This window comes from Myxacorys chilensis, from assembly GCF_059505265.1.
The window spans coordinates 1-18,873 of sequence record NZ_JCACKG010000253.1; the positions used below are offsets into that span (position 1 = coordinate 1).

Sequence of the window (18,873 nt, forward strand, 5' to 3'; positions counted from 1 at the left end):
CAATTTCAAGGAAAAGTAGGCGTATATGCTGTTTTTGATCAGACGAAAACACTGCAATTTGTTGGGTTTTCGCGAGATGTTTCTCTAAGTTTGAAGCAGCATTTAGTCCGACAGCTCGATCGCTGCTATTGGGTAAAAGTAAAGACCGTTGATCGTCCGAGTCGCGCGGTTTTAGAAGAGATTCGCGCAGCTTGGATTGAGGAAAACGGTTCAACTTTGGGTGACGATACGCTCTGGACTCAACCCATTCAGGTAAAAGCCTTGATGACTCCTGAAGAACAGGCAAATTATCAAAACCCAATTCATGACGAAGTAGCTCAAGGAAAAGTCTTGAAAAATGTCGCTAGACGGGTTGAGGCAGATATTTTAGCTCAATTGAAAGAACGAGGAGTTCAATCTGAGATTCGGTTCAATCCTAAGATTAAAGAAGAAGGATTGCTAGATTTGAAATAATCGCTTTGGAACTAGATTAGGCAGCAGATTAGGTAGCGGATGGAGCTATCTGCTACCTAATCTGCTGCCACTAAACTATTTGCTACATATCGCTCGGTCACTTCTGCAATCCGCTGACCGAAATGATGCGCCGTTACGCGATCCTTCGGAGCTTGGCAAGGCCAATCGCCCGGATCAAGTTCTGCTTCTTTGCCGCTCATATCTAGCTGGCTTTGCCCCATTACGCCTAAAAATGCGCCAATTCGATTGATGCTTCTAAACTGTTTGAGTTCCAACAGTCAATATCTTGATATTATGATATCGAATATATATTAGTAAAGCTAAATTTTGGCTGTTTGAGGTATTGCAGGTAAGTCTAAGCTTTAGCAACGTCGCATTTGCCTTGCACAAATAATTTGTCTAAAGCAAAACTCTGCCAAACCTACGTTTTAGAACTGAATAAATTTCTTCCGTAATTTCCCTTAAATTTCTTACAATGCTTATGAATTTATTACTTACTTAATTGCAGAATTCACGTATCCTCATCCGAAAGCGTACGCAAAAATGAGTTTCTTGGGCAAAATGTCTACGGCTACTTGGTAACAATTCTCACCATTAGTCTTTGCCCTAACTCACCCCTTCTGAGGAGTACGCCCCATGGAACTTACTGGGTCATCTATCTGGAGCCGTTCACCATTTGTTCTAAGTACGGATGACGCTGAGCGTACCCTTGAAGCGACTGCATCGCCCCTGCAAACCCCTCAGACGCCACTAGCGCGAAGCGCCTCGGCTTCTATCCTCTTCATCGATTCGGGGGTGAAAGACTACCAATCGTTAGTCGCGGGTGTGCAAGCAGGAACCGAAGTCCATGTCCTTCATTCGGCACAAGGCGCAATTTCTGGGGAAGCTAGCGGCGCGATCGCGCAGATTACTCAAACCCTTTTGGGGCGAAGCGGTATTTCTAGCCTGCATATCATTTCTCATGGAGAAGTGGGAGGGGTTCAACTAGGCAACACCTGGCTTACAGGGAAGACGCTTGACAACTACGCATCGCAATTTAAAAGTTGGTCAGAGGCGCTGACAGAAGATGCAGATATTCTGCTGTATGGGTGCGATATTGCTCAGGGAGAGCAGGGGCAAGCCTTCATTAATCAATTTAGTCAACTGACGGGAGCGGACATTGCTGCCTCAACGAATTGGACAGGAAACGCAGAGCTGGGCGGCGACTGGACGCTAGAAGCGAATATGGGAGAGATTGAGGCTGCGATCGCGCTCCGGTCAGATACGTTAGCCGCTTATCAAGGCGTTTTGCCCATTGATCTGATCTCGGTTTCTGATCCCACGCTCTTTAGCGCCACTGTAGGAGGCAGCAGTGGAGCAAGCAGCACCAGCCAAGATGGGCAGTATGTTGTCTTTACCAGCAGTGCCAACAATCTAGTCGACAACGACACGAATGGGAAGTCAGATGTGTTCCTATTCAACCGCACAGATGGGTCTGTCAAGCTGATTAGTCATCAAGTGAGCAGCACGTTTAGCGCCACAGGTGATTCGCTGAACCCAATCATTAGCAGCAACGGAGATTCTGTCACGTTTGTCAGTAATGCTAGTAATCTTGTGTCCGGCGATATTCAAAATACAGGGACTCGGAACAATATCTTTGTTTGGGATCGGCAGAATGATGTCACTACGCTGGTGAGCCGATCGAGCACAGGGTTGAGCGGAAACAATACTTCCTCTAGTCAGACTATTAGTGCGACTGGAGATGCGATCTCGTTTCTCAGTCTAGCCACGAATCTCGACTCACGGGACAGCGGCAATACTCGACGGGATGCCTACCTGTGGACTAAATCAGATAACAAGGTCACGTTGGTCAGCCGCAATTTCAACAGAACAGTTGCTGGTAATGGAATAGTCAGTGCGGCGGTCTTGAGCAGTGATGGAGGCTATGTCGCCTTTACCAGCAACGCATCCGATTTAATTACTGCTACCGATTCTGATACAAGTCAGAGTCCAGACGTGTTTCTGTGGAAGCGCCCTGATGATGGCTCTACCGATAACAGCGTCCTACTGGCATTAACCTCTGGCGGCAATGTTTCTGGCACGCCCTCGATTAGTATAGGTGGCGATCGCGTTGCATTTACAAGCAATAGTCCGCTGGGCACGAACGACACGAATGGTCTTAACGATGTTTTCGTCTGGACTCGTTCAACGACCGATCCAACTAAAGGAACGATTCAACTCGTCAGTGCTACTAGTGCGGGTCAAAGTGGGACAACTCCTAACTCTGTTACGGGTGACGGGTCATTCAGACCTGTAATTAACGACACGGGTAACTATGTCGCTTTTACTAGCACCGCTAACGATTTAGTGGAAGGTGACACAAATGGCAAGAAAGATGTTTTCGTACGAGATCTGACTTTAAATACAACAGTCCTGGTCAACCGCAGCACGGCAGGCGAAGTAGGTAACGATGAATCTGATTTTGCAACCTTGAGCTACAACGGTAAGCGAGTGAGCTTTATTAGTAGCGCTACGAATTTAGTGAATGGCGACACCAATGGCAAGCCAGATATTTTTGTTCGTGACATTTCTACAACGCCTTCAACCTATCTCATCAGCCGCAATCCTTCTGGCACTGTAGGAAACAACGCATCGGGTAGCACCCTCATTAATGGTTTTCCCACTCAAGTTGCCCCTGTGATCAGTGGAGATGGCAATTTTGTTGCCTTTAACAGCGCTGCCACTGACCTGATTGCCAATGATAGCAACAGCTTAGAAGATGTGTTCATCACAGGCGTCTCGTTTGGCAGTGCAGTACTGGCAACTCGTCGCAATACAGGTTCACTCGGAAATTCTAGAACTGGAAGTGGCGACTCCAACACTCATGTTGGCTCGATCAGTGCAGATGGGCGCTATGTGGTGTTTACCAGCAAAGCCTCCGAACTCACAGCAAATGACACAAACGCGGCTGAAGATGTTTTCTTGCGAGATCTGCAAACGGGAAAGACAACGCTGATTAGCCGCAACCAGGCCGGAACTGCAAGTGCAAATGCCGCCTCTTTCGATCCGCAAATTAGTGCTGATGGTCGATACATCGTTTTTAGCAGTACTGCGTCAGATATCATCGCTAACGATAGCAATACGGCGAGCGATGTCTTTTGGTACGATCGCGAAACCAATAAAATGATGTTGGTTAGCCATACGATCGCGGGTGTCGTGGGCAACGGAGCATCACTTAGTCCTGTTCTAAGTGCAGATGGGCTTTTTGTAGCGTTTGTCAGTAGCGCGAACCTCACAGGCGTTGCTACAAGTGGTAAAAATATTTTTATTTGGAATAGTACGACTGATACTACTACTCTTGTGAGTGCTGGCGGTAATGGTGATTCTGATAGTCCGGTAATTAATGGTAATGGTGAGTATGTTGTCTTTGCCAGTGCGGCTTCAAATCTAGTTGCAGGTGATACAAACAACAAGAAAGATATTTTTGTGTGGAATCGCTTAACGAATGCGATCGCGCTGGTCAGCCAAAGCAGCGGCGGCGCGATCGGAGACGGTGATTCTTCAGTAGCCAGTATCAGTAATGATGGAAAGATCATCGCCTTTACTAGCGCTGCAAGCAACTTAGGTGGAGGAACAGATAGTAATAGTGGACTAGATGTCTTCGTTCGTAATCTCAATACCAATACAACTACGCTAGTTAGTGTAAATACCAGTAGTACTTACAGCGCAGGTGGAGGCGGCACTCTCAATCGCTTTGGCGCATTTAACCCGATTGTGAGTGGTAATGGTGAATTTGTTGCATTTAGCAGCACCTTTGTTGATCTTACTAACAATGATTCAAACAATGCTGAAGACGTTTTCGTTCGCAATCTCAAAGACAACACAACACAATTAGTCAGTATTAATTCTTCGGGAGCAAGCGGAACGGGCACAAGCAATGGAGCAACTGGCTCATCTGGAACTGGCTCTTCCAATCCCGTCATCAGCAGTGACGGTCGATTTATTGGCTTCAGCAGCTACTCAACCGATTTGGTCAGTGGTGACACAAACGGAGTTCAAGATATTTTTGTTCGCGACCTCAAAACAGCTTCCACGGCTTGGATCAGCAACACAGGTACAGCAGGCGGCAATGGAGCCTCGTTTAATCCAGTCATCAACAGCACTGGAAGCTACCTTGCCTTTGCAAGTAATGCGATCAATTTAACTAGTTCTGATCTAAACGGCAAACCAGATGTGTTTGGCTCAACCCTAGCTACCATAGTGAGTTTGTCAGCTACCAACAAAAGTGTTGCTGAATCGGGTGCACCCGCAAATCCGACCTATCAAATTCGCCGTAGTCGCACCGAGGGTACGCTCACAATTAAGTTAAAAATCGACGCGACGAGTACCGCTACGATCGCAGCAAAAGTAGGTGAAATCGCAGACTTTACTCCGACGATTGATGCTGGCTCGTTCACCATCACGGGCAGCGATCTAATTATTACTCTACCGGATGGCGTGGGAACGGTGAACCTTACGCTCACTCCGCAAGATGACATTCAGGCAGAAGCTGCCGAATTTGTGAAACTAACATTAGCAGACGATCCAGCCTATTCGATTTCAACCACCGCCAATACGGATACGGTCACGATCGAGGCCAACGACACGGTTGTGACGAACACCAATGACAGTGGTGAAGGCTCACTGCGGCAAGCCATTCTGAACGCAAATGCGTTTAGTGGCAAAGACACCGTTAGCTTTGGGATTGGAGGATCGGGCGTTAGAACAATTGCGCTTGCATCTGCGCTTCCAGATATCACAGATGCGGTGATTATTGACGGTACAACTCAAGAAGGCTACACGACAACTCCAATCATTGAGCTTAATGGTGCAGGCGCAGGAACTGCCAACGGATTAACACTCAAGTCAGGTGATAACACCGTTAAGGGATTAATTATCAATCGATTCACGGAAAATGGAATCTGGATAGAGGGCGTAGGCGGTAACACGGTTCAAGGAAACTACATTGGAACAGATGCAACTGGAACCGGAAATTTTGGCAACGCTCTAGACGGAGTTAGCATCAATTCTAGTAACAATACAATTGGTGGTACGACAGGAAACGTTATTGCCAATAACCAAGGTTCGGGAATTTCTATCGAGGGAAATGTTACTGGAAACCGAATTCAACAAAATTCGATTTTCCTGAATACTGACTTAGGTATTGACTTAGGCAACGATGGCGTGACGGCGAATGATCCTGGAGATATTGATACAGGCGCAAACGGTTTACAAAACACAGCAGTGCTGACGATCGCAGAACCTTCTAGCACAGGTACCGCTATTTCCGGCACGTTTGACGGCGCAGCAAACTCGACCTTCCAAGTCGAATTTTTCAGCAACACAACGGCTGATCCTTCTGGCTTTGGGGAAGGACAAACCTTCTTAGGCACAACGACTATCACCACCGACGCTACCGGAAAAGCGATCGTCAGCTACACCCATCCTCAAGCGATCGCGGCGGGACAGTTCATCAGCGCAACCATCACCGATGCAACGGGCAATACGTCTGAGTTCTCGAACGCTCGCCTTGTTTCAGTGCCCAACGTCACGATTAGCCCTACTACGCTAGAGCAGCTAGAAGGAAAAACGGCATTTGTCTTCACACTGACGCTCGATCAAGCCAGCAGCCAAGAGATCGGCGTACAAGTCACCACCAGTGACATCACAGCTACAAGTCCAGATGATTATGAGGCGTTTGATCAGAACGTCGTGTTTGCGCCTGGCGAAACGTCCAAAACAGTAACCATTGTCGTAAAAGACGACATGGTGAAAGAGCCAAACGAAACCTTTAAAGTGTCACTTGGCGCGGTGGTCAACGCGGTAGTAGGAAGTAATTCATCTGCGATCGCAACGATTCTAGATGATGACAATCCGCCGACATTGACGATCGCGAATATTACCCTACCAACCGTTACCGAAGGCGATTCGGGAACAACAAACTATCAGTTTGAAGTCAAACTCTCCAATGCGACGAGTGACCCAGTGACGGTGACGTATGCCACAGCGGATGGCAGTGCAACCACAAGTGACAATGATTATACTGCTGTATCGCAAACACTCACCTTTAACCCTGGAGAAACATCAAAGATTATCACCGTGTTAGGGACGGGAGACACAAAATTTGAACAAGATGAAACGTTTTCGGTTACTCTAAGCAACGTTAGTAGCAATGCTTCGATCTCAACCGCAACTGCAACAGGCGTAATCAAAAACGATGATCAAACTTCTGTCATCAGTGTGAGCGCTGCTGATGCTATTAATGAGGGAGCAGAAGGTACTACAACAGATTATATCTTTACGGTTAGCCTAGACAAGCCAAGTGACGAACCTATTACAGTTAAATACAGCACTGAAGATTTGACTGCTAAAGCCTCTGACAACGACTATGTGCCGATTACAAATACGCTGACATTTGCCCCTAACACCACGACGCAAACAGTGGTGGTGAAAGTCAAAGGCGATCGCACGTTTGAAAGTGATGAGCAGTTCAAACTAGTGTTGAGCGAGCCAACTAATGGAGCAATTTCGGTTGAGCAAGGCAGCGCGATCGCAACGATTAAAAACGACGACTTGCAGCCAACCGTTCAAATTACTGCACCCACTAAAGCTGAAGGGGATACAACGAATCCGTTTAACTTCCTGATCTCGCTTTCCAACCCTTCTGATACAGCGATTACGGTCAATTACACAACCGAAGACGGAACCGCCTTAGCTGGAGAAGATTACACGGCTCAAATTAATCAAACGCTGACCTTCAACCCAGGCGAAACTGAGAAAACGATTGCAGTCGATGTTTTGGGCGATCGCAAGCGAGAAGAGAATGAGACTTTCTCGATTAAACTGACAAACGCAACGAATGCAACCCTTGCAGATCCCAGTGGAGTCAGTGCCGTTGCCACGATTCAAAATGATGATCTGCCGCCGGAAATTACGATCGCAAATACCACTCAAAATCAGCTAGAAGGTGCGATTGGTGAGACGAATCTCAACACATTTGAAGTTTCATTATCGAATCCCAGCGATCAAACTATCACAGTTAAATATGATGCTTTGAATGGCAACCTTCCAAGTGGAAATGCAACCCTTGAAAACAACGACTTTGAAGCAGCCTCTGGCACACTAACTTTCAACCCTGGTGAAACGAAAAAAACCATTACGGTTAATGTTAAAGGAGATGCAGATCAAGAACCCGATGAAACTTATCTCGTCAAATTAAGTGACGTCAGCAGTAGTGCAACGCTAAAAATAGATACTGCCTTCGGATTGATTCAGAATGACGATGCTGCGCCAACGATTAGCATCTTAGATGCCAGTATCGATGAGGGTAATTCTGGTCAAACCGCTCTTAAATTTAAGGTGAACCTGTCGAATGCCAGCAGCGATCCGATAACTGTTTCCTACTCGACCAGCGACGGCTCAGCAAAAACGGGCGACAACGACTACGCTAGCGTGTCGAATGCGAGCATTACCTTTGCCCCTGGAGAAACCTCGAAAGAGATCACCATTCTGCTAAACGGTGATACCAAGTTAGAACCCGACGAAGACTTTAAGGTGACGCTGAGCAGCCCAATCAACGCGACGATTGCAAGCGCGATCGCGACGGGAACGATCACAAACGACGATCGCAGACCTACCCTTGGAATTAGCGGTGTCACAAAAGGCGAAGGCAATAGCGGTACTCAAGATTATGTCTTCACCGTCACGCTGTCGAACGAAAGTGCGGAAATTATCACGGTAGACTATGCCACTGAGGACGACACGGCAACAGTAGCCGATGGAGACTACCTCGCCAAAACAGGACGGCTCACCTTTAGCCCTGGTAGCCCCCTCCAGCAGCAAATCACTGTGCAAACGGTTGGAGATGTGAAGTTTGAACCGACCGAGCAATTCGTCGTCAAGCTGCTCGATCAGTCCGTGGTGAACGCCGATATCTCAGTGGCTCAAGCGTATGGAGTTCTGACCAACGATGACAGCCAGCCTACTCTGTCACTCAGCGGTCGCCAATCTCAAAATGAAGGCATTAGTGGAACAACGCCGTTTGTCTTTGAGGTGAATCTCTCGAATCCAAGTAGCGATGCGATTACCGTCGATTACACCACGATTCCTGGAAGTGCAACACCAGAGGTAGACTACATTCCCGCTTCTGGCACGCTCACGTTTAATCCAGGTGAGCAGAAGAAGACCATCACCGTTTTAGTCAAGGGAGACACGGACGTTGAGCCAGATGAAGACTTTACGCTCAGGCTGGCTAACCCGGTTAACGCCATACTGCCAGCAGGCGCAACCGATGCTCAAGGCATCATTCAAAACGATGATCAGCCGCCTTTCCCGACGATTAGTATTGATGATGCAAGCGGCAATGAAGGAAATGCTGGAACGACAACGGCATTCAAATTCAAAGTCAAATTATCTCAAGCAACTAGCGTTCCGGTTACTGTTCAATACGCCACGAGCGACGGGACTGCCAGAACTAATGACCTAGATTACACAGGAGTTACAACCACAACGCTCACGTTTGCACCGAACGAGACCGAAAAAGAAGTGACCGTGTTCGTGAATGGGGATAACAAGTTTGAGCCAACCGAAATCTTTAATGTCACGCTGATTAACCCAATCAATGCTGAACTCTCTACGATCGCAAGTCAAGCCAAAGGCGTAATCATTAATGATGATGCAAAACCCACACTCAGCATTAATTCGATCGCGCTCACAGAAGGTGATGCTGGACTGAAAGATTTTGTCTTTGCCGTAGATCTGTCGAATCCAACCGCTGATACCGTAGAGGTTGACTACGACACGCTTGATGGCACTGCTCGCCTGATCGATAGTGATTACCAGAGCGCAACCGGAAAGCTGACCTTCCTTCCTGGCGATCCATTGCGGCAGTTCATTACGGTGAAGGTCGTCGGCGATCGCACGTTTGAACCCACCGAAACCTTTACGGTCGGTCTCAAAAATCCCAAAAATGCAGATCTATCCAACGTATCCAATCAAGGCACTGGAACCATTCTTACCGATGATTTCCGCCCAACTTTTAGCATCCAGAATGTCACCGCGCCAGAAGGCAACAGTGGCACAACACCGTTTACCTTTAAGGTTGACCTCTCCAACCCCAGCAGCGAAACCATCACCGTTCAATATGACACGAAGCCCGGAACGGCTGACACCAGCGACTATACACAAAGCACCGGCACTCTAACCTTCGCTCCATTAGAGCAATCGAAGACCATTACAGTACAGGTGACGGGTGATACTCAATATGAGCTGGATGAGACGTTTACCGTCGAGTTGAGCAACCCAACTAACGCAGCTTTGCCGCCTTCAAGCGCGACAGGCACGATTCAAAATGATGATTCGTTGCCGCAGGTGCAAGTCAGTGTTTCGCCAAGCCAGGCAGAAGGCGATAGCGGCATCACCCCGTTTGTGTTTGAAGTCAGTCTGTCTCAAGCAAGTTCCTTGCCAGTTACGGTGGCTTACAGTACGGCTGATGGACAAGCGACGACTGCTGATAACGATTACACCGCCGCCACAGGTACGCTCACCTTCAATCCAGGTGAAACGAAGAAGACTGTTACCGTTAACGTCTTAGGCGATACTCGCTTTGAGCCTAACGAAACCTTTCAACTTAAACTCAGCAATCCTACGAATGCGACCCTATCCAATCAAGGTACTGGAACCATTCTTGCCGATGATCTTCGTCCAACTTTTAGCATCCAGAATGTCACAGCACCAGAAGGCAACAGCGGAACAACACCATTTACGTTTAAGGTTGACCTCTCTAACCCCAGCAGCGAAACTATTACCGTTCAGTACGACACCAAACCAGGAACGGCTGACACCAGCGACTACACGAGAAACACGGGCACTCTGACCTTTGCGCCGTCGGAGCAATCGAAGACCATCACAGTGCAGGTGACAGGTGATACTCAATATGAACTGGATGAGACGTTTACCGTCGAGTTAAGTAACCCAACCAACGCAACTCTGCCGTCTGCAAGTTCTACACTGGCCGCGACAGGCACGATTCAAAATGATGATTCGTTGCCGCAGGTGCAAGTCAGTGTTTCGCCAAGCCAGGCAGAAGGCGATAGCGGCATCACCCCGTTTGTGTTTGAAGTCAGTCTGTCTCAAGCAAGTTCCTTGCCAGTTACGGTGGCTTACAGTACGGCTGATGGACAAGCGACGACTGCTGATAACGATTACACCGCCGCCACAGGTACGCTCACCTTCAATCCAGGCGAAACGAAGAAGACTGTTACCGTCAATGTTTTAGGCGATCGCACGTTTGAACCCAACGAAACCTTCCAGTTCAAACTCAGCAATCCTACGAATGCGACCCTATCCACGGTGTCTAATCAAGGCACTGGAACCATTCTTGCCGACGATCCTCGTCCAACCTTTAGCATTCAGAATGTCACAGCAGCAGAAGGCAACAGTGGCACAACACCTTTTACCTTTAAGGTTGACCTCTCCAACCCCAGCAGCGAAACTATCACCGTTCAATATGACACGAAGCCCGGAACCGCCGATACTAGCGACTACACACGAAATACAGGGGTGCTAACCTTCGCACCATTGGAGCAATCGAAGACCATCACGGTGCAGGTGACAGGTGACACTCAATATGAGCTGGATGAGACATTTACCGTCGAGTTGAGCAACCCAACCAATGCAACTTTGCCGTCTGCAAGCTCTACGCTGGCCGCGACAGGCACGATTCAGAATGATGATTCGTTGCCGCAGGTGCAAGTTACCGCTACGCCGAGTCGAGAAGAAGGCAATAGCGGCATCACCCCGTTTGTGTTTGAAGTCAGTCTATCTCAAGCAAGTTCCTTGCCGGTTACGGTATCCTACACGACGGCTGACGAACAAGCCACAATCGCCAATAACGACTACACCTCCACCACAGGCACACTCACTTTCAATCCGGGTGAAACGAAGAAGACCGTTACCGTTAACGTCTTAGGCGATACTCGTCCTGAAGCCAACGAAACCTTCCAGTTCAAACTCAGCAATCCCAGCAATGCAACGATCGCTCTTGGTTCAGAGGAAGTTAAGGGGACAATTGAAAATGACGACACCAGTCCCGGTACTCAAATCAATCGCGATAGCAAAACAGATATTGTTTGGCGCAATGCTCTCACGGGTGAGAATGCTATCTGGTATCTCAACAACACAACCTATGAAAGCTCAAGCAATCTGCTGACCGTAGACGAGGAAGGGTGGCGCATCAAGGCGACGGCTGACTTAGATGGAGACGGTGACGATGACCTGATCTGGCAAAACGAGCGCACCAGCTCAGTCGGGCTGTGGTTGATGGAGGGGAATCAAGCCATCAAGTATGTGATTTCCCCGATCGTGCCCGGAACAGACTGGAAAATTCAGGGAGCAGCAGATTTCAACCGCGATCGCAAAGCAGACATCATCTGGCGCAACACTCGAACCGGAGAAAACGCGATCTGGCTAATGAACGGCACCACGTTCAGTAGCGCGGCTTATCTCCCATCGGTGGTAGATCTGTCTTGGAAAATGCAGCAGTTTGGTGACTTTAACAACGATAACGACACCGACATCCTGTGGCGCAACGAAAGCAGTGGAGAAGTTGCGATTTGGCAACTCCAGACCACCCAATTTAAGGCTGGATACTACCTGCCGACGATCGCAGATTTAACCTGGAAAATTAAAGGCGTTGCCGACTTTACAGGGGACAGTTTCCTGGACATCGTATGGCAAAACGACGTCAGCCAACAAGCTGCTATCTGGCAAACCCGTAACTTTGCCTTTGAGCAAGGGTCTTTCATTAAAACCCTTCCCGGTCCGGGCTGGGAGATTCAACGAACGAAGGATCTGAACGGCGATTTCAATCCCGATCTGCTCTGGCACAACTACCTCAGCGGACAAAATGCAGTGTGGTACATGAATCGCACCAATGTTGGAACGGGTCTGTACTTACCCCGCTTAGACGATCTCCAGTGGAATACCTTTCTGATCGGTGATTTTGATAAGAACCAGACGCAGGAGGTTCTGCTGCACAACAATCTCAGTGGAGCGACAATGATTTGGCAGCTCAACTCAAGTTTATTCTCATCAAATGTTCCACTGACTACCGTAAGTGACACCAACTGGGTTATTGATCTCTCAGGTGACTTTACTAGAGATGGAGAAGCCGATTTGCTCTGGCGCAACATCCGAACGGGTGAAGCCGGGCTCTGGTTAATGAAGAACGGCGCACGCTACGCCAATGGCTTTGGCATTCAATTCGGTGATCCAGCTTGGGTTGCTAAAGGCACGGCAGACTTTAACGGTGATCGCAACCTCGATCTGGTGTGGCGCAATCATCGCACTGGAGAAGTCGCGCTGTGGAAGATGGATGGAGCGTTCATATCAGAGGGCATTTATTTACCGCGAGTCGCTGATCTCGACTGGGAGATTGAGGGCGTACAAGACTTTAACCGCGATCGCAACCCTGATCTCCTCTGGCGCAATCGTCGCACTGGAGAGACGGGCATTTGGTTGATGGATGGCTTCCGGTTTAACCGCTCTGTGTTGCTGCCAACGGTTTCCAACGAATGGAGAATTAAAGGCGTTGGCGACTTTAACACCAATGGTCAACCTGATTTGCTCTGGCGCAATGAGAGTACAGGCGAAGTCGCCATTTGGTTGATGAATGACACTCAGTTTCAGCAGGGTCATTACTTACCCAGGGTGAGCGATGCCGCTTGGGATATCTACGGCATCCGCGACTTTAGCGAAGATGGCTCCGTCGATCTGCTGTGGCAAAACAGCCGCACGGGAGAGACTGCGATTTGGTTCCTCATTGGAGTTGACTTTGGCATCAGCATGTATCTGCCCACTTACACAGATAAGAATTGGCACATTGAGGCAGTTGATGACTTCAAGATGAATCGCCAGTAAGGAGGTAGGCGTAATTAAACTGAAGCCTCTCTTCTGTTTGATTACGCCCATCTCCTTAGAATCTGTCGGGTTGCTGATTCAAATCGGGATCAGTGCCTTTTCCTTACTTCTTATTTCTTTCTTTACTATAGAGAGGACACGTCATTTCTACTGTTTAGTCTCTTGCCCATTTCATGTCCCATCCTTTTTCTCACGGACACGTCTTTTTTAGCCCTGGTTGTCATTACAGCTACCGAGTGATTGGCCCTTGCTGCCGATTGTTCGATCGCGAAACCTTGCCCTATCCTTGTTGCCGAATTGAATGGCGCAGCAAAGAACCGAGTTGGCGGCGGATTGGCAAACGATTCATACCCGATATTGCCACTCGTAGCAGCCCGTCCTACAGCGTCGAAATTGTTGGACAAGGACAGGCCGGAGCATCAGTTGTGATGACGCTATATTGGGTTAAACTTCCTCAACCGCTTAAAGAATGGTGGCACTCCAGTAAACCCGCTACTGCCTTGACGGCGGACTCAACGAGTTTAGTGTCTGCTGAAGACATCAAGATCGAGGGGTAAACTGCGCTTCCCCACAGGGGATGAACGACGGTAGAACACGCGCCTAATTGAGTGGTTGAATAGCCGAGGGACGATCGCACCACTGCTACATCATCCAATCGCATTCGTCCAGCTTGAGAAGTCAGAGGTAACCCAGTTTGAGGATCAAACCCGTCGGCCAAGTAGCCTAACTGCTTGAGATGCTGAATAATTTTTAATCCGATTTCTAGGAAGCGTTGCCTCAGTTGGTGCTTGCAATGTTCGGCTTCTGGAGTGCAATGGGTCAGTTCTAGATTGGCAGGTTGCAAGATCACGATAATTGAGCGCACTGGGGCAGACCATTCTGGCAGTAGTTGGTCGCCATACTGACTAATAAAGGTGTTGGGCGGGTGAACAGAGTATTGCATCAGATAGCGCTGGAAGCAGAAGTAATCCTACCGTGTAGAGCGGTGAAACTAGAGAAGGCAGGAGCAATGCCTAGTAAACGGTTTAACTTGGCTAGACGAAAATGATTTGCCGAGGCGAACTATTAGAATTATTCAGTTTAACGACTGAATTGAATAGGCAAACATTTGTACTTTTGAAATTGATCTATTGTCGTGAGATCAGTCTTAAGTTCACCTTAGCGCAGAGATTCACCATCAGCAAATTAGCGATCGCATCGCTTTTATAAGACATGAATAACGACGTCTTTATGACACGTTGCGGCAGGGTTGGCGCGATCGGCTAGATAAACATGGCTTAATCGTTTGACTGACCTCACAGCCTCGTGTTTTTCTTTGGTTCGACGAACTCATTTTCTATATTTGAGGACTCGTTTTCTATATTTGGGAACTGGTTTGCTGAATTTGGGAACTGATTTGCTGTATTTGAGAACTGGTTTTCTATGTTTGGAAACTGATTTGCTTATTTTGTGAATTATTAGCTAGTGGTAGTCGTTGCCAGCGCTTAATCAGATCTCGCGAAGCTGTGAATAGAAGCCTTCACTGCTGTCATGAAAGCTTAGCCATTGAAGATGTAATTGTTAACGATGGACAGATTGAGTTAAGCCCTTTAAGGTGAAATACGAGTTTAGTCGCCCTAGTGTCGAAATGTGCTATGACATTTAATTCCAAAGCCTCAGATGTGAAAGTCCACTGTACCTTCTCAGGAGACTCTATTCACCCTTGGGACACTGGCACAAGAGTATCGGAACTGCAAGTGTTGCTAAACGCTTGTGGATACTCTTTACGGGTTGACGGAGACTTTGGAAGTCTGACAGAAACTGCCATTAAAACATTTCAGCAGCAACACGAGTTAAAAGTCGATGGAGTTGTCGGCACAATAACGTGGAAAGCTTTAGAAGCAAACATCCGACCGGGAGCGCGAATGCTGAAACTCGGACACACCGGAGCAGATGTACATGGGCTTCAAGAACTTCTGCACAATCACGGTTATTCTGTTCAAAAAGACGGCTGCTTTGATGCCACTACCGAACGTGCTGTCATGAGCTTTCAGCAAAAGTGCCAGTTAAAGAATGATGGTATTGTCAATGTCGCCACCTGGAATCAGTTACAGAAGTGCCCAGCCTCTAATAGCTCAAAGCCTGGCAGATCAAAGTCTGGCAGATCTAATTCTGCGATGCCTTTCCCAAATCTAAAAAAGCGGATTGACTCAGGCAAGTGGTGGTAGAAGATGCCGCTTGTCTAAGTTTAGTTGTCTAAGTCTAGGGTGTAATGACGTGTTTCCTTCGGAGTTGCGCTCTGCGTTAATCGCTAGACTTATAAGCAATCCACCCACCAAAGTCAGACACATCAAGCCAGTTATATTTCTCCACGAGTTCACGCGGGTAAAGAAACGCAGTTGCAACGTCTCCATTTTCTAGAACAACATCGGCAGGATACATATGAGGCGGCTCATTTGCAGCAAGATGCTCAAACTGCTCGTGAGTGAGTTCATACACTTCTCCCGGAATCGAGATGCCCCCTTCCTCAACTTGGTAAATGGCTGGATGCCAACCGTTTTCAGCAGCATGGAGGCGATACAAAGGTTTTGTTTGGGTCGCTTCAATAAACATAGCGTTGCCTAAGTTGCCGTGGTCTGATTGACCGCGCAACGCTGATCCACAGATGAAAATGCGTTTAGCTGCTGTCTGGGTCATACGGGTCTCCACCAATTATTGATCTGTCACTATTTAATCTAGTATCCAAACCGCCCTCACTCTAACCCTCTTCCACAGGAGAGGAGATAAAAGTTTGGCTCCCTTCTCTCGTGGAAGAAGGAGCAAGGGATAAGGGTAGCAGTAATCTCAATGACTTGCCGAGTTAATAATTAATGCGCTTGAACAGAACCTCAATCAATTGCCTCGCTTCTAACGGCATAATTGGCGCAAAGCAAACGTCAATGACTGGGATAGACAGGATTTGTAATTGGCAGTTCATCCTTGAATAACAGAAACCGCCTTGGGCATTGCTCTAAGTTTGACCTTGAATCTGATCATTCCTTTTCTGTCTCAGCGTTCTATTGCTTCGAGCCGAACGGCATCTCGCTATGCTGTCATCATCAGCGAAGCGAAACGATAAACCGCAAATTTTAGAAAGTGGAGAACCCAATGGCTCGTTTTCTGATTGGCACTGTCCCGGTTATTGGACATGTTAGCCCTGCTGTACCGATCGTCCGTGAGCTAGTCAAGCGCGGACATGAGGTGTGTTGGTACACTGGACAAGCGTTTCAATCAACGGTTGAGAAGACTGGAGCGCGGTTTGCCCCGATTCTCAGTTGGCTCGACTACTCGGATGCAAAGAACGTTCCTTCGTCCTTGATGGAGCAACGTGAAGCGGCTCAGGGAGTGCAACGACTGAAATTTGACCTGAAAAATTTCTTCATCGATCCTGCATTAGGGCAAACCAAAGATCTTTCAGAGATTCTGGATCAGTTTCCAGCCGATGTCCTGATTGCCGATTCTATGTTTCTGGGCGTCTCCTGGGTCGCAGAACAAAAAGGGCTACCTTGGGCAGAGTTTGGTGCATCTGCTTTAGCTCTGAACAGCCGAGACACGGCTCCTTTTGGGTTGGGTCTTCTGCCCAGCAATCATCCATTCAGACGACTGCGGAATCAGGGGCTAAAGTGCTTCTTTGAACAAAAGGTGCTGCGGCATTTGAGAACCTACACGAACGATTTGCGATCGCAACTCAACCTGCCTGCCTGCCCCGTCCATTACTTTGAAAAAATTTCCCCCTTCTTGTATCTGTCCCCCAGTGTTCCAGACTTCGAGTATCCGCGCCGCGACTTACCCCCTCAAGTTCACTTTACTGGAGCGCTGCTGTCTCCGCCCCCGTCCGAGTTCACCCCTCCTGTCTGGTGGGATGAACTTGCAGGCAACACACCCATCATTCATGTCACACAAGGAACTGTGACCACGAATTCAGCAGAGTTGCTAGTGCCAACGTTGCAGGCACTGGAACACGAAGATGTTTTAGTCGTGGCAACAACAGGCGGAGCACCCGTTGACACCCTCAACCTGACTCACATTCCAGCGAACGCCAGAATTGAGCCATTCATTCCCCACGCGCATTTGCTGCCTCATGTGGATGTGATGATTACGAATGGAGGCTACAACGGAGTGCAAATGGCTCTGGCGAATGGAGTTCCCTTAGTGGTTGCAGGGAAAACAGAGGAGAAGCCGGAAGTTGCCGCGCGGGTGGAGTGGGCAAAGGTGGGAATTAATTTGAGAACGCGCACTCCTTCGCCCAAACAGATTAAAAATGCAGTCAAAACGTTGCTCAAGGATTCTAGCTATCGCACCCACAGCGAGCAGTTTCAAACCAAGATGCAACAGTACAATGCACCAGCGATCGCGGCAACATTACTCGAACAATTAGCTACCACAAAACAACCTGTCTTGAGGTAAGCCATCCTGAGTCAACAAGCCAGAGCGTGTTTTGGACACAAATAATGCTGTTCAAACTATGACGCTTGCTTTCGCCAACGCCGCTTTTCTGAACTCATCTTCAACAACTTCCCCTCAAAAGTCGGAGTTCCGAGTTTAAAGCACGCTCATCCGACTTCAAAGGTCGGAGTTCCGAGTTCAGAGCGTGAAGTTCCGGGCAAAAAGGTCGGAGTTCCGAGTTCAAAGGGTGAAGCTCCGAGTTCAGAGGTCGGAGTTCCGAGTTCAGAGCGTGAAGTTCCGAGTTCAGAGGCCGGAGTTCCGAGTTCAGAGCGTGAAGTGCCGAGCAAAAAGGTCGGAGTTCCGAGTTCAGAGGGTGAAGCTCCGAGTTCAGAGGTCGGAGTTCCGAGTTTAGAGGTTGGTAGCTCCGTTTCACAGCGTACTGCTTCATCTACTCTTCTAGGCGCGATAATGAGAGCAAGTAGAGGACTCCACCATGATTGCCACACCTCAACCTCAGAAGATGTCGATCGAGGAGTACCTGGACTGGGAACCTCGCCAAGAAACACGCTATGAATATGTTGACGGCGAAGTTTTTGCCATGACAGGCGGAACCATCCCTCACAATGACATTGCAATTAATCTCTTGACACTCGTGCGATCGCAGGTTCGGGCTAAAGGTTGTCGGATCAACATGGCAGATGTCAAAGTTCAAGTCAATGCATCCGGTCTCTATTACTATCCAGATCTGGTCGTAAGTTGCGATCCTCGTGACCTCAATGCCCGCAAATTAATCCAGTACCCTAAACTTATTGTCGAAGTTCTCTCACCTGGCACAGAATCTAGAGACCGAGGCGATAAGTTCACAGCCTATCGCAACATGCTGACGTTACAGGAATATGTGCTTGTAGACTCTGAAAAGGTCGGCGTCGAATGTTATCGTCGCGGTGAAGGTCGGATGTGGCTCTACACGCCTTATACGACGGGTGACATCCTAACTTTAGAAAGCATTGCCTGGGAAGGCGCGATCGACTTACTTTATGAGGACGTACAGTTCTTTTCAGATTGAGCGGTGAGTTAGAT

At 48.2% G+C, this 18,873-nt stretch carries 10 protein-coding genes; 6 read left to right on the top strand and 4 right to left on the bottom strand.

What is annotated here, in order from left to right; all coding sequences use genetic code 11:
- On the top strand, nt 1-453 hold a 453-nt coding region (locus tag AC5JLB_RS25960; RefSeq protein ID WP_495876725.1), incomplete at its 5' end, for a GIY-YIG nuclease family protein.
- Between the two features lie 56 nt (nt 454-509).
- Here the strand turns inward: AC5JLB_RS25960 and AC5JLB_RS25965 are convergent.
- Nucleotides 510-728: a hypothetical protein gene (locus AC5JLB_RS25965; RefSeq protein WP_495876726.1), complete on the bottom strand. Its 219-nt coding sequence runs from the start codon at nt 726-728 to the stop codon at nt 510-512.
- 361 nt (nt 729-1,089) lie between these two features.
- On the opposite strand from AC5JLB_RS25965, the gene AC5JLB_RS25970 reads away from it, so the two are divergent.
- Together AC5JLB_RS25970 and AC5JLB_RS25975 are read left to right on the top strand one after the other, a co-directional pair.
- On the top strand, nt 1,090-13,389 hold the full coding sequence (locus AC5JLB_RS25970) for a Calx-beta domain-containing protein (protein ID WP_495876727.1): 12,300 nt from the start codon (nt 1,090-1,092) through the stop codon (nt 13,387-13,389).
- Nucleotides 13,390-13,562: 173 nt separating this feature from the next.
- Nucleotides 13,563-13,946, top strand: a complete 384-nt coding sequence (locus AC5JLB_RS25975) for a DUF8632 family protein (protein ID WP_495876728.1) — start codon at nt 13,563-13,565, stop codon at nt 13,944-13,946.
- Here AC5JLB_RS25975 and AC5JLB_RS25980 read toward each other — a convergent pair.
- Nucleotides 13,844-14,332: a methylmalonic aciduria and homocystinuria type D protein gene (locus AC5JLB_RS25980; RefSeq protein ID WP_495876729.1), complete on the bottom strand. Its 489-nt coding sequence runs from the start codon at nt 14,330-14,332 to the stop codon at nt 13,844-13,846. The two genes, AC5JLB_RS25975 and AC5JLB_RS25980, sit on opposite strands and share 103 nt — an antisense overlap.
- Before the next feature lie 691 nt (nt 14,333-15,023).
- On the opposite strand from AC5JLB_RS25980, the gene AC5JLB_RS25985 reads away from it, so the two are divergent.
- Nucleotides 15,024-15,596 carry a peptidoglycan-binding domain-containing protein gene (locus AC5JLB_RS25985; protein WP_495876730.1) on the top strand — a complete coding sequence of 191 codons (573 nt, stop codon included), beginning with the start codon at nt 15,024-15,026 and terminating at the stop codon, nt 15,594-15,596.
- Between the two features lie 76 nt (nt 15,597-15,672).
- Here AC5JLB_RS25985 and AC5JLB_RS25990 read toward each other — a convergent pair whose 3' ends face one another.
- Entirely contained in the window at nt 15,673-16,065 is a 393-nt protein-coding gene (locus AC5JLB_RS25990) for an allophanate hydrolase-related protein (RefSeq protein ID WP_495876731.1), read from the bottom strand.
- A 450-nt stretch (nt 16,066-16,515) separates the two neighbouring features.
- Here AC5JLB_RS25990 and AC5JLB_RS25995 point away from each other — a divergent pair, with 450 nt between their 5' ends.
- Complete coding sequence (locus tag AC5JLB_RS25995; RefSeq protein ID WP_495876732.1) at nt 16,516-17,814, top strand: glycosyltransferase; 1,299 nt, start codon at nt 16,516-16,518, stop codon at nt 17,812-17,814.
- Between the two features lie 146 nt (nt 17,815-17,960).
- Here the strand turns inward: AC5JLB_RS25995 and AC5JLB_RS26000 are convergent, their stop codons facing one another.
- A complete protein-coding gene (locus AC5JLB_RS26000; protein ID WP_495876733.1) occupies nt 17,961-18,299 on the bottom strand; it encodes a hypothetical protein in 339 nt (112 codons plus the stop codon).
- Between AC5JLB_RS26000 and AC5JLB_RS26005 the strand changes: the two genes are divergently transcribed.
- Entirely contained in the window at nt 18,287-18,859 is a 573-nt protein-coding gene (locus AC5JLB_RS26005) for a Uma2 family endonuclease (protein WP_495876734.1), read from the top strand. The two genes, AC5JLB_RS26000 and AC5JLB_RS26005, sit on opposite strands and share 13 nt — an antisense overlap.
- Nucleotides 18,860-18,873 lie beyond the last annotated feature (14 nt).